Origin of the sequence: Brenneria nigrifluens DSM 30175 = ATCC 13028, from assembly GCF_005484965.1 — a bacterium.
Taxonomy (GTDB): Bacteria; Pseudomonadota; Gammaproteobacteria; order Enterobacterales; family Enterobacteriaceae; genus Brenneria; species Brenneria nigrifluens.
This window is the reverse complement of sequence record NZ_CP034036.1, coordinates 2,581,904-2,595,065: the sequence shown is the minus strand read 5'-3', so window position 1 is coordinate 2,595,065 and position 13,162 is coordinate 2,581,904. Positions and strand designations below refer to the sequence as shown.

General features: G+C 60.0%; 11 protein-coding genes. 7 read left to right on the top strand and 4 right to left on the bottom strand.

Annotated elements, in window-relative coordinates; genetic code table 11:
* Nucleotides 1–81 precede the first annotated feature (81 nt).
* Together EH206_RS12170 and EH206_RS12165 are read left to right on the top strand one after the other, a co-directional pair.
* Entirely contained in the window at nt 82–336 is a 255-nt protein-coding gene (locus EH206_RS12170; protein ID WP_009113065.1) for a type II toxin-antitoxin system prevent-host-death family antitoxin, read from the top strand.
* A complete protein-coding gene (locus EH206_RS12165; protein ID WP_040343226.1) occupies nt 336–770 on the top strand; it encodes a type II toxin-antitoxin system VapC family toxin in 435 nt (144 codons plus the stop codon). The genes EH206_RS12170 and EH206_RS12165 overlap by 1 nt, the downstream gene beginning before the upstream one ends.
* A gap of 236 nt (nt 771–1,006) precedes the next feature.
* Here the strand turns inward: EH206_RS12165 and EH206_RS12160 are convergent, their stop codons facing one another.
* Entirely contained in the window at nt 1,007–2,161 is a 1,155-nt protein-coding gene (locus EH206_RS12160; RefSeq protein ID WP_009113063.1) for a type I restriction endonuclease, read from the bottom strand.
* A gap of 553 nt (nt 2,162–2,714) precedes the next feature.
* On the bottom strand, nt 2,715–4,145 hold the full coding sequence (yczR, locus tag EH206_RS12155; protein ID WP_009113062.1) for a MocR-like transcription factor YczR: 1,431 nt from the start codon (nt 4,143–4,145) through the stop codon (nt 2,715–2,717).
* Between the two features lie 96 nt (nt 4,146–4,241).
* Here yczR and yczE point away from each other — a divergent pair, with 96 nt between their 5' ends.
* The 3 genes from yczE (at nt 4,242) to EH206_RS12140 (ending at nt 6,835) form a co-directional block, all read left to right on the top strand.
* A complete protein-coding gene (gene yczE / locus EH206_RS12150) occupies nt 4,242–4,856 on the top strand; it encodes a membrane protein YczE (protein WP_009113061.1) in 615 nt (204 codons plus the stop codon).
* Nucleotides 4,857–4,984: 128 nt separating this feature from the next.
* Nucleotides 4,985–6,046, top strand: coding sequence for a malate/lactate/ureidoglycolate dehydrogenase (locus EH206_RS12145; protein WP_009113060.1), 1,062 nt, complete (start codon nt 4,985–4,987; stop codon nt 6,044–6,046).
* A 93-nt stretch (nt 6,047–6,139) separates the two neighbouring features.
* Nucleotides 6,140–6,835: an extensin-like domain-containing protein gene (locus EH206_RS12140; RefSeq protein ID WP_009113059.1), complete on the top strand. Its 696-nt coding sequence runs from the start codon at nt 6,140–6,142 to the stop codon at nt 6,833–6,835.
* 18 nt (nt 6,836–6,853) lie between these two features.
* On the opposite strand, the gene EH206_RS12135 is transcribed toward EH206_RS12140, so the two are convergent.
* Together EH206_RS12135 and rsmF are read right to left on the bottom strand one after the other, a co-directional pair.
* Entirely contained in the window at nt 6,854–7,045 is a 192-nt protein-coding gene (locus EH206_RS12135) for a YdfD/YebW family protein (RefSeq protein WP_009113058.1), read from the bottom strand.
* Nucleotides 7,046–7,207: 162 nt separating this feature from the next.
* On the bottom strand, nt 7,208–8,662 hold the full coding sequence (rsmF, locus tag EH206_RS12130) for a 16S rRNA (cytosine(1407)-C(5))-methyltransferase RsmF (protein WP_009113057.1): 1,455 nt from the start codon (nt 8,660–8,662) through the stop codon (nt 7,208–7,210).
* A gap of 364 nt (nt 8,663–9,026) precedes the next feature.
* Here rsmF and EH206_RS12125 point away from each other — a divergent pair, with 364 nt between their 5' ends.
* Both EH206_RS12125 and EH206_RS12120 read left to right on the top strand, forming a co-directional pair.
* Nucleotides 9,027–11,153, top strand: a complete 2,127-nt coding sequence (locus tag EH206_RS12125) for a hydantoinase/oxoprolinase family protein (RefSeq protein ID WP_009113056.1) — start codon at nt 9,027–9,029, stop codon at nt 11,151–11,153.
* Nucleotides 11,150–13,147 carry a hydantoinase B/oxoprolinase family protein gene (locus tag EH206_RS12120; protein ID WP_009113055.1) on the top strand — a complete coding sequence of 666 codons (1,998 nt, stop codon included), beginning with the start codon at nt 11,150–11,152 and terminating at the stop codon, nt 13,145–13,147. The genes EH206_RS12125 and EH206_RS12120 overlap by 4 nt, the downstream gene beginning before the upstream one ends.
* Nucleotides 13,148–13,162 lie beyond the last annotated feature (15 nt).

Below are 13,162 nucleotides of genomic sequence, written 5' to 3'. Positions count from 1 at the left end.
GTGCATCAGTAGCCTATTATTGCACCTCTATCCATTTTGTAGTAACGTTACTACGAGTTGCATCAAGCAGGAGGTACTGCTATGACCATCACGACTTTATCCAGTAGAGAACTCAATCAGGACGTTACCCGCGCCAAAAAGGCGGCGCTGAATGGCCCGGTATTTATTACGGATCGCGGCCGACCGGCGCATGTGCTACTTAGCATCGATGAATATCAACGGCTGACAAAGCAACGTCGCAACATTTCTAATGCGTTGGCTATGCCGGGTATTGCGGACATCGAATTTGAGCCGCCGCGAGCGATCATCGAAGCTAAGGCGGCTGATTTCTCATGATGTACGTTCTTGATACGAATGTGGTATCCGAACTGAGAAAAGTGCAGGCTGGCAAGGCTGATGCGAACGTGGCGGCATGGGCGGAAAGCGTTGATGCCGCCGATCTCTTTGTTTCGGCCATCACCATCATGGAACTGGAAATGGGCATTCTGTCGGTTGAGCGCCGAGACGCCACGCAGGGAGCCATGCTGCATTCGTGGCTGGAGCAGCACGTACTGCCGGAGTTCGTCGGGCGCACGTTGCCTGTCGATACCGCCGTGGCGTTACGGTGTGCCCGCCTTCATATTCCTGATAAGCGCGGCGAGCGTGATGCGTTAATCGCGGCAACCGCCCTTGTTCACGGCATGACAGTAGTCACCCGTAATGTAGCTGATTTCGAGCCGACGGGCGTGCCTATCATCAATCCCTGGGGAGCGGGACGGCAGAGCGGTTAACAGGCAAAAATCCCGCCGGCATGCTGACTGAAAGTATTTATTGCCGTCAGAATTACCGAAGCGTCGTCTAATAAAATCAATAGCGCGTTTAATGACTTTACCATTTGGTCAGGTATCGGTGTTTATTGGGATAAATTGGTTCTTTACTTAATGGTAGTGCGGTAATTTCAGGCACAAAAAATCCCACCGAAGTGGGATGGAGAATGGATTAGAACTGACGAAAAGCGGTTATTTTATTATGAGCGACGTTTGCGAAAGTTCTTATCGTTTTGTACGTACTGCAAGGAATCAAGTATTAGTCCGGATATCCTCAGCACGTTTTCTGGATTTTCTATGAAAATTCTATTGTTATCACATTCAAGTCCCGCTCTCTTGATTTCATTGCAGGTAATTGGCGTTATATCAATAGGCAGTTGAATTGAGGGCCGGTTTTTTTTGTCATAATAGCGAACCAACCAGCGGTTCGTTTTACCCTGAAACAGTACGGAGTAGTAGGATTCGGTATCCTTTGGCTGCAGTTCATACTCCGATCCAACTATTGATGCAATCTTCTCAAATAACACCCGTTCATTGTAGGTAGTGACGATATTTGGGTTACCTGGATCGGTGATATCAGAACGTTCGTCCACAAAAGCCGTCTCTTCCACATTGTTGCTAACGACCTCCTCCGTACTTGGCGACTTGGAGGATAAACCAGACACGACCATTGCGCTGACCGAGCGCTCGACGGCTTGTCGCACTAAAGGCGTTATCGAATCAATAAACCGCTGATTTAGCTGGCGTCCGATATTTGCACGTCCAGCTACATAGCGCACAAACTCAGCATCAACCTCTTTAAGGCTGGTGCTAACAACTTTCACAAATGCCGATATGTAAACACTCTCCTCGGCCAAGGTGCGCAGAGCTTCTGGTTTGAACTTATCATGCCGGAAGCGAAATAACTGCTCTGAATCTGAATCTGTAACATCATCCATCCGTATCCGCAAAAACGGTGTCGGATCCATAATGTTTTTCTCTTTCAGATCAGTAAAAAATCGCCATTCCACGCCGTTGGTAATGGCTGAAATGGTAACCTCGGGAGTGGAGTTGAAATATCGTGAAAGTTGAGGGCAGTGGTTGTCTATCTTTTCTCGGTAGGATTTTGCTTCGATAAACATGACGGGGACGCCTTGGCAAAATAGCGCATAGTCAACGCGTTCACCTGCTTTTACCCCAGGAAAATCCGCACCATATTCGGCCCTTACTTTTTGCGGATCATATGCATTGAAGCCTAAAATATCCAAGAACGGTAGAATCAATGCCTGCTTGGTTGTTTCCTCTGTAGTACAGTGTTCGCGGACGTTCTTGACATGCTCAATGTGGTTTTTGAGCCGAGACTTAAAACTTTCCATTCATCCCTCCCACCGAGGTAATTATTTGTTAGTAAATTATGGTTGTCTTCCTGTATGAATCTGCCCAGCAAATATTTTTGAGATATTCGTCAATGTTTTTTAGTCGTACTTACTTGAAATAAATCGATCTTGCACTCCTGCCCAGCTTCAGGTAGCTGGCAGAAAAAATTGAGCCATAATGCAGGTCATTATCTGAATTTCTATTGTTATGGTAAGCATTGTAAACCTTTGCTTTATATCAGCATAGAAAATTGGATATTGATCAACTGGTAAATAAATAATTTACTCCATTCATATTTGAATGTCGGTAAAGATGCCCGTTTTTGATGGGGCAATCTCAATACCCTACCCGGAAAGCGGCAGATACATGACCACGCTCGAATAGTTTGTATAGGGCTGCCAGTCGCATTCGGCGATAATCCGATACCCCCCAGTGTTCTTAGAGCGTCGCGATCACGCTTAACGGTGTATTCATGCGTGCAATTATTGGCCCAGGTCAGAAATAACCGTCATTCTAACTTATCGCAAAGTGTTATCCGGCGCTTTTTTCGCCTTATACCACCGTTGCGCGCCCGCTGTCGCCCCGGGTCTGCGCCAGGTGCTGCCACAGAGGCTGTAGGCGTTGCAGCGCGGCGTACATCTGCGGCGCTTCCAGCGCGAACGGCAGGCGGAGAAAGCGCTCGAAAGCACCCTCGGTGCCGAAGCGCGGACCAGCGCCGATGCGGATGCCGATGGTTTCGGCGCTGGCGGCGAACATGGTGGCCAGCGGTTTGGGGAGCTCTATCCACCAGGACAGTCCGCCTTCCGGCGGGCGCGACCGCCAGTCCGGGAACAACTCCTCAATCGCCGCGCCGCAAGCGTCGCGCTGCCGTCGCAGGGTTTCCCGCCGCTGCGGCAAAAAATGGTCCGCCTCGTTAAATAGCGCGATGGCGGCCAGTTGTTCCAGCACCGGCGAACCCAAATCCAGCGTATTTCGTATCTGCACCAACGATGCGATGGTGCGGGCGGGCGCGCGGATCCAGCCCAGGCGCAGACCGCCCCAGAAACTTTTCCCGGCGGAGCCCAGCGTAATGACCCGATCGGCACCGTCGAACGCCGCCAGCGGCGGCGGCGGAGGGGCGTCAAACCACAGATTGACCATGGTTTCATCCACCACGATGGTGGTGCGCGTCCGGGCGGCGATATTCGCTACCGTTTGGCGGGTCGCCGCATCCATACAGCGCCCGGTAGGGTTATGAAAGTCGGGGATCAGGTAGGCGAGGCGCGGGGCGGTCTGGGCGATCGTCGCCGCCAGCCCGGCGGTGTCCCAGCCCCGTTCGGGCAGGCTTACCGATACCGGCCGGCAGGAGGCGCCGGTAATCGCCGCCAGCGCCAGCGGATAAGTGGGATGATCAATCACCACCCGATCGCCGGGACCGGTGAGCAGTCGCAGAATCAGGCTGAAACCGCTAACCGCGCCGTTCACCACCATAATTTGCTCCGCGCTGGTCGGCAATCCGCGCGCCGCATAATGCCCGGCGATAACCTGGCGCAGCTCCGGCAGCCCCTGCTGGTTGTAACCGGTGGTGCCAAGATGTTCGGGCAGGGCGATCAGCGCGCTGGCATAAGCCCGATGAATTTCCGGACCGGCGCACAGCGCAGCGGTGGAGAGGTCCAGCGTCGGTGCCGCACCGGCGGGCAGCGCGGCGGCGCTCGAACCCTTTTCCGGCAGCATCGTCACCGAGCCGGACCCATGGCGACTGGCCAGATATCCCTCCTCGCGCAGCTGCGCCAGCGCCGTCGCCACCGTGGTACGGCTGATCTCGAGGGCTGAGGCCAACTCTCGTTCGCCGGGCAGACGGCTCTCCAACGGCAGACGGCCGTCAAGGATTAATAGCCGCAGTCCGTCCGCCAACTGGCGATAGACCGGGGTACGCGGTAGATCCTGATGCCAGCGCCCCAGTAACCGGAGCAGCGACGGGGCGCCTATTCTGCGCTGTGCCATATATAATGGTCCACTTTATAAAAACTGGACCTTAATACTAAGTCCATTTTGCGTAAAGGTATAGCCACAACGCGGTGGCGTATTAAGGAAAAGAGAATGGTTCGTCGGTTGGTTCAGCTTTATATCGGTCTGGTGTTATACGGGGTGTCCGCCGCCATGTTGGTGCGCGCCAACCTGGGGGCGGACCCGTGGAATGTGTTCCATCTCGGCGCGGCGGCGATCTTCTCGCTGGATATCGGCATGGTGATGATCATCGTCGGCGCGCTGGTGCTGCTGTTGTGGATCCCGCTGCGCCAGCGGCCCGGGCTGGGAACCGTCAGCAACGTGATTGTGCTGGGGCTGGCGGCGGACGCGACGTTGGCGCTGATGCCGCCGCTGACGTCGTTGATGGCCCGCAGCGCGTTGTTAATCGTCGCGGTGGTGGTCAATGCGTTGGCCACCGGGATGTATATCGGCGCCGGTTTCGGCGCCGGCCCGCGGGACGGTCTGATGACCGGTATCAACGCCCGTACCGGCTGGCCGGTGCGGCGCGTGCGTACCGCCATCGAGGTCAGCGTGCTGCTGGCGGGCTGGCTGATGGGCGGCACGGTCGGCGTGGGGACGGTGCTGTACGCATTGACCATCGGGCCGTTGATTCAGCTCTGCCTGCCGTGGTTTACCGCCGGGCGGCCGGCGGGAAACGCGCGGGTACGGACGACGGCGCAGCCTTAAGTGCGCCATCGCTTGATTTTCCGCCTGGACCCATTTGTTTATTTAAAAGTTTTAACGCCGATAAATTCAGCAGTAGGATAAACGTCGGCAGATAACCTACTTATTTAAACAGGGTGAAAGGAAGAGAGATGCAGATTTCAGAAGGTCGCTTATTGGATATTACCCGGGCGCTGTTGCGGCAAGCGGGTTGTGACGCGGCGGAGGCCGCCTGCGTGGCGCAACATCTGGTCGCCGCCAACCTGAAAGGGCACGACAGCCACGGCGTGGGCATGCTGCCGCATTACGTAAACTTTATCGCGCAGGGCCAGATGCATCCCAACACCCCGGCGCGCAAGATCCGCGACGGCGGCGCGGTGTTGCAGTTTACCGGCGATCGGGGTTTCGGGCAGCGTACCGGCAAAGAGGCGATGGAGGCGGCGATCGAGCGCGTCAGGACCACCGGGGTGTGTTTGATGACGCTGTCGTCAACCTGTCATCTGGGGCGCATCGGCACCTATGGCCAGATGGCGGCGGAGGAGGGGCTGGTGTCGATTCATTTCGTCAACGTCAACGATCACGATCCGATTGTGGCGCCCTGGTGCGGCAGCGAAGCGCGTTTTGGCACCAATCCCATCTGCATCGCCTTTCCGAAAAGCGAAAATAACGCCGCCTTTGTGCTCGATTTCGCCACCAGCATCGTGGCGCTGGGCAAAACCCGCGTCGCCTATCTGGCGGGCAAAAAATTTGATGAAGAGGTGATGATCGACGGCGACGGCGTTTCCACCAACGATCCGCGGGTGATGTGGGAAGGCGAAAAACAGGGGGCGCTAAAGCCCATTGCGCGGCATAAAGGCGGCGGGCTGGTGCTGGCCGCGGAGCTGCTGGCCGGGCTGTTATCGGGCGGCGGCACCATTCAGCCGGAAAATCCGCGCCAGGGGGTGATTGTGAACAATATGACCACCATTGTGATCGATCCCGCCAGTATGGTGTCGATGGCGTGGTTGCAGAAGGAGTACGACGCGATGCTGGACTATGTCCGCTCGTCGCGGGCGCCGGACCCCGCGCAGCCGATCCTGATCGCCGGCGAGCCGGAACTCAATGCCCGCGCGCAGCGGCGGGCCGCCGGCATAGTGATTTCCGATGCGGAGTGGCAAAAGATTGTCGATGCGGGCATATCGCTGGGCATGGCGCCGGCGGCGTTCGCCCCATAGCGGTTTAGCGCTCCGCCTCCCGCGGCGGGATGACATGCGCCGGATTTCGCCTACTATTGTTGAAGGCATGTAATAACGGGGACGGCGAAATCAATGCGGGGACTGCTGGTCGTATTAGTCATTCTGGGGAGCCTGATTGCGCTGGCGCCTTGGATCCAGCGCCAGCTTCCTCCCGGCTACGATCCTTTCGCGCCGCTGTCGGTGGACGACCCGCCGACGCTGGTGACCCGCTTCAAGCTGCGGCAACTGGCGGATGACCCGGCGGCCTGTCTGGCGGCGCTGCGCCAGGCGCAGGATAAGGGGCGCATCACCTTCAGCCTACCGGGGGATATTGACGGACAGTGCCCGCTCTCTTCCCCGGTGCGCGTGCAGCGTTTTGGCGCCGTGACCCTCAATTCGGGCTTTTTGGCCAGCTGCCCGCTGGCGCTGAGCAGCACCATGTTTGTCACCCAGGCGGCGATACCGCAGGCGCAGCGGCTGGGCGCGGCGCTGGCGCGCATTGATCATCTTGGCAGCTTCGCCTGCCGCAATATTTATCATCGTCCCGAAGGGCGGCTAAGCGAACACGCCACCGCGGACGCCTGGGATATTTCCGCCTTTCGTCTGGCGGACGGGCGGCGTATCAGCGTACTGAATCAGTGGCGGGCGACGGACGCGCGCGGCGATTATTTGCGCGCCACCTTTGAACAGAGCTGCGCTTTCTTCGGCAATGCGCTGGGGCCGGAATACAACGCCGCCCACGCCAACCATTTTCATCTGGGCATGCGCGGTTTTGGCGTGTGTCGGTAACGGCGGGACGGAAGCGGATTAAAAGTCGGCGTATTCCTGGGCGGGCAACCAGAAACCATCAATAAACTCTTCGATAGGATAACACCCGGCGCGGCGTAAGCGCTGTTCCTTCATGGCCTTGAGACACTGGGTTTCGGTGTTATACGCGCCGATCACCAGTTCATCGCAACCATTGCCGAGATAACAAACAAATATCACCAGTGCGAACATAACGTCCTCAATTTTTCGTAACTCTCAAATTTTGCTTAATAGCGTTGCAGTTTTATTTTCGCTATGTAGGCAATTGTAGATGAGAATCAGCGAGAAGTGAGGAGCAGCCGGTCCGTCGGATGGTTTTATCGCCACCTGACGGCGTTGCATGCGGCAGGGGTTTTAGCGCCTATCCGCTGCGGCGCAGCAGGCGCCGTCGCGCACCAGATCGCGCGGCAGGCTGTTTTTTATCCGGCTGCCGATGCGCTTGGCCAGGCCCACCGGGCTGTGCCGGTAGGTGAGCAGCAGTTCGTCGGACGAGGGCGTCGGCTCCGGGTAGCTGTCCTTCCCCTGAAACCATTCGCAAGCCTGCCGATCGCTGAGCGCGTAGGCGTGAGCGGCGTCGGGGTTTGCCAGCGCGATAACGGCTTCATGCTGCCAGCGGTAGCCTTTGGCAAAGCGTTCCGCCAGTTTGATGCCGATGCGCGAGAATCTGATTTTTCCGAATGCGGAGGCCAATGCGGCGGGGAAAAGCCAGATTTCGTTGTCGCGCTGCCACAACTGTAACCGTTCGTCGTCCCAGCCAAGTCCTTGTTGCCGCGCCGCCTGTATCACCGCCGCCCGATCTTTGGCGCCCAGCGGCGAGAACGGAAACTTCCCGACTTTATAACCAGGCGTGGGAAGCGGCGCCACGCTGGCGGTTTTACGCAGGCGCGCCACGAAAAACCCCTCGCTGTCATAAATTTGCGGAAAGACGTGGAGAAATCCCTCCGTCGTCGCCGCTCGTTCGGCGCCGGGGAACAGGTCGTCCAGCGGTTCGAATTCGCAGGCGTCGGGAAAGGTTTTCCGCAGCCAGCGGCACACCTGCTGATTTTCCTGCGCATTCAGCGTGCAGGTGGAGTAAATCAGCACTCCGCCGGGCTTTAAGGCGTGAAAGGCGCTGAGGATCAGCTCGCGCTGCGTGGCGGCGATGCCGGCGATGCTTTCCGGCGACCAGTGGTTCATCGCCGTGGGATCTTTACGCACCACGCCCTCGCCGGAGCAGGGGGCGTCCAGCAGGATCGCATCGAAATACTCGGGCAGCGCCGCGCCGAATACCCGCCCGTCAAAGTGGGTCAGCGCCGTATTGCCGACGCCGCAGCGGCTGATATTGGCGTGCAGCACTTTCACCCGGCTGGCTGAGTATTCATTGGCGATAATCGCTCCCTGATTATCCATGGCGGCGGCGATTTGCGTGGTTTTGGAACCGGGGGCCGCCGCCACGTCCAGCACGCGCCGCGGCGCGGCGTCATGGTGGAAAAGGGCGCCGACCGGCAGCATGGAGCTGGCTTCCTGAATGTAAAACAGGCCGCTCAGGTGCTCCAGCGTATTGCCCAGACGCAGGGTTTCATCATCATCCGCGTTCAGCAGCCAGAAACCGTCGCGGCACCAGGGAATGGGTTCCAGACGCCATTGGTAGGGCTCCACCAGCTTTAAAAACGCCGCGCTGTCGATTTTTAACGTATTGACGCGGATGCTGCGGCGTAACGGCCGCTGACAGGTGGCAATAAACTCATCCATGGAGAGATGAGCGGGCATAACGGCCTGAATGGCGGAGAGGAACTCAGGAGGTAAAGGGGTCGGCGTCGATTTAGCCACGGTAGAAAGTCTCGTTGCAGCGGGAAAAATTGTCAGCGCGCAGTGTAGCATAATGCGCCGCCAAGCGTGCGGCGACGCACGGCAACCCAAGTTCCTCCGTCAGGTTCGGCCCGCAGCGGCAGAGGCTATTATTGGGCCGAAATGGTTAATTCTATTTCCAATAAGTTAATAGCTATTATCATTTTTGTTATTTAGATTTAACTTTTCCTGCTGTTAGCATCCTCTGTCGTCACCAACCGTATTGGTTTAGCGATCCGCCGATAAGGCCCCGTCAGGATCCCGCTCACCGCTTATTAAACGATAAAAATTATTTGTCAGGCGATGAATGCCATTACCTGTCTTTCAAACCAGGAGAAAGGGTACTGTGAGTCTTAACCAGCCCCTGCAAGGGGTGCGCATCGGCATTGATGTCGGCGGCACCTTTACTGATTTCGTGTTGTTCAATCCCGCCGGCGATCGCTTCTTCTATCATAAGCAGCCCAGCGTGCCGCAGGATCCCGCGCTGGCGGTCAGTCAGGGGCTGCGCCAGTTGCTGAGTCAAAGCCGCCTGCGGGCGCGCGACGTCGCGCTGTTGCTGCACGGCACCACCCTGGGGCTTAATGCCATTATTCAGCGCCAGGGCGCGCCCATTGCCCTGGTGGTTAGCCGCGGCTTTCGCGATGTGCTGGAGATCGGCCGCGCCCGTATGCCCTCATCCTTTGATTTCCATGCCGGACGCGAGCCCCCGTTTGTGGCGCGCGACCGGGTGCTGGAAATTAGCGCCCGTTTCAATCCCGCCGGCGAGGTGACCGACTGGCCGGGCGAGCCGGAGCTGGCTGCGCTGGCCGGGGAAATACGTGGACTAAACGTCAGCGCCGTCGCCCTGATGCTGATTAACGGTTACGCCAATCCACAGCAAGAACAGCGCCTGGCCGACATCCTGAGGCGGAAATTGCACGACGCGGATATCAACGTTCTGTCGGCGGCGGCGCTATGGCCGGAAATCCGTGAGTATGAACGCACGCTGGTCGCCGGGCTGAATGCCTATATTCAGCCGCTGATGAGCCGTTACTTTACCCGTCTGGCGTCCCTGATCGAGGAGTTGGGCATCGCGGCGCCGCTGCTGGTGAGCGCATCGAACGGCGGCGTCCTGCCGCTGGATTCCGCCCTGAGCCGCCCGGTGGATACGCTGCTTTCCGGCCCGGCCTCCGGCGTGACGGCGGCGCTGCAGCTGGCGGCGGATTGCGACGCCGGCGACATTATCAGCTTTGATATGGGGGGAACCAGCAGCGATATCGCCATCGCGCAGGGCGGGGAGGCGGAAATGGTCACGCGCACCGAAATCGGAGGTTTACCGCTGGTGCTGCCGGTGGTGGGCGTGTCGGCCATCGGCGCCGGCGGCGGCTCCATTGTCTCGGTGGATGACTACGGGGTACTGAAAGTCGGCCCGTTAAGCGCCGGCGCCGATCCCGGACCGGCGGCCTACGGCCGGGGCGGAACGCAGGCGACCTTGACCGACGGCTATCTGGCGTGCGGCATTGTGGATGCGGCGTCGTTTCTCGGCGGCGCGATGCCGCTCAGCACGGAAAAGGCGCGGGCCGCGCTGGCGACGGTGGCGGCGCGGCTTGAATTCAGCGGGGAGGACGCGGTCGCCCGCGCCGCCAGCGGCGCGCTGGCCGTGGCCACCGCGCAAATGGCCGCCGAAATGCTTAAAGCGCTGGCGCAGCGCGGGCTGGAGCCCGCGGCGCTCACGCTGGTGCCGTTTGGCGGCGCCGGCCCGACCCACGCCAATTTTCTGGCGCAAGAGGCCGGCATCAGGCGCATTCTTATCCCCGCGCGCCCCGGAACCTTCTGCGCTCAGGGGGCGGCCACCGCCAGCCTGCGCCGCGATTTCGTGCGCAGTTTACGGGTGAAAGTCAGCGCGAACAGTCTGCCGCAAATCAACGCCACCCTGCGGCAACTGGTTACCCAGGCGGAACAATGGTTCAACGCGAGCGCCCGCCATCTGACGCACACCGTGCGGGTGAATATCGCCGCCGATATGCGCTATGCCGGGCAGGCCTATGAGCTGAAGATCGCGCTGGCGGATACGCAGGGCGCCGCCCTGGCATCGTTGACCGTGGAGGAGCTGACGGTGGAGCAACTGCATCAGGCATTTCACCGACGGCATCAGCGGAGCTATGGTTTTCGCGACGACGGGGCGGAGATTGACCTCACCACGCTGCGGCTGTCGCTGATCGGCCAACTGCCCGCCCTGTCGGCGACGGCGGCCGACGCGGGCGATGCCCCGGCGGTTTATCATCGCCGGCCGGTGTTTTTGCAGCAGCGCTGGCTGAACGCCCGCGTCTATCAGCGGGCGGCGCTGCGCCCCGGCGACCGCTTTAGCGGCCCGGCCATCGTTGAACAGGAAGATACCACCGTGCTGGTGTTGCCGCACTGGGAAGCCACTACCGACCGGCTGGGAAATTTACATCTTTCCCGCCTGGCGGAGCAGGAGGAGCCAGCGGTATGAAACTCGACCCGGTGACGCTCGAAATACTCAACAACAAACTGACCGCCTTGACCGAGGAGATGTGCCATACGCTGCAGCGCACCGGCAGAACCCTGTACGTGAAAGAGACCGCCGATTTCTGCTGCGCGCTGGCTGACCGCGACGGGCGTTTTTTCGCCTATCCGCGCGGCATTGGCGTGTCGGGGTTTGTGGGGCTGAATTGCCTGGCCGCCATTCAGGCGGTGGGCGCGCTGCAACCGGGCGATGTCATCCTTACCAACGATCCCTACCGCTCCCGCGGGTTGGCGACCCATCTGCCCGACCTGCAGGTTATCGAACCCTATTTTCATCAGGGCGAAATTATCGCCTACGGCTGGGCGTTTCTGCACGCCTCCGACGTGGGCGGTAACGTTCCCAGCAGCATTTCGCCGACCAACAGCGATCTGTTTCAAGAGGGGCTGCAAATCCCGCCGCTCAAACTGGTGCGCGGCGGCGAGCTCAATCAGGATATTATTCTGCTGCTGCGCGCCAACAGCCGCACGCCGGATGCCAACCATGGCGATCTTCAGGCGCTGCTGGCGGCGTTGGCCGCGGGGCGTCGGCGTCTCGCCGGCATCGTCGCCCGGCATGGGGCGGACGGCGTTCTGGCGGCGCAGCGGGATTTGCCGGCCTATTCCGCCAGCCGGGCGCGCCAGGCGTTACGGCGCATCCCCGATGGCCATTACCAATTCTCGGACTATCTCGACGATGAAGCCGGCAGCGGCCTGCCGGTCAGACTGGCGCTGAAAATCGCGGTGGATGACGGGAACATCCATCTGGATTTCAGCGGCACCGATCCGCAGGTGGCCGCCGCCATCAATATTCCCAGCCACGGCGAGGTGCATAGCTGGCTGACCCTGCGCATCCTGGCGCTGGTGTGTACGCTGGACAAAACCGTGCCGCTCAACGCCGGTCTGCTGGCGCCGATTACCCTTTTCGCGCCGCCCGGTTCGTTGGTCAACCCGCTCTATCCCGCCGCCGTCGGCGTCCGCCACGCCGCGGCGGTGCGCATCAATGACGTGCTCAACGGCGTGCTGGGACAGGCATTGCCCGACATTATGCCGGCGGCCAGCGGCGGCGCCATCATCCCGCTGGTGGTGGCGCAGCGCAGCGAACGGGGGCAGAACGTGCAGGTTATCGAACCCATGGTGGGCGGCGGCGGCGGACGCTTTGGCTGCGACGGCGTGGACGGACGCGATAACAGTATCTCCAATCTGGCGAACAATCCCGTCGAAATGGTGGAAGCGGAAACGGCGGTCGAGATCCGCGAATACGCCCTGCGCGCCGATTCCGCCGGGGCCGGACAGTGGCGCGGCGGCTGCGGACAACAAATCCGCGTGCGGATTTTACAGGATGACACCCTGATCCTGGCGCGCGGCATGGAGCGCCTGCGCTTCCAGCCCTGGGGGGCGCAGGGCGGCTTGCCGGGCGCCGCGACGCGCCTGACCCTCAATGCGCAGCGCGACGATGCGCGGGCGCTGGGGAAGATCGATCTGCTGCCGGTCAAGCGCGGGGATGAAATCCTGCTGCAAACCGCCGGCGGCGGCGGTTGGGGCGATCCCTTTTTGCGCGATGCCGAACGGGTGACGCGCGACGTGGCGTTGGGACTGGTCAGCGCCGCCGCCGCCCGCGAGTTGTACGGCGTGGTGCTGAATAATCTGCAGATCGACGTCGCCGCGACGGCGCGGGCGCGCCAGTCAATACGTCAGAACTCTTCACGCGGCGCGCACTGGGACAACTGGCGGCAGATCTTCGACAGCGACTCCCTCGACCGGCTCAACGCGGCGCTTTACGCCCATCCGCTTTCCCAACGCAGCCGGCTGCGCCGGGAGTTTTACGCCGCCATTCTGGCGCAACTGCCGGCGGATTTTCCGCAAGTCGCGCCCGATCCGCAGATGTGCGAGCGTATTCGGCAACAGTGGCCGCAGCGGCTGCTGGCGCTACAACAAGCCAATAACAGACTATCCACCGACTAATCAGCCAGGAGTCAT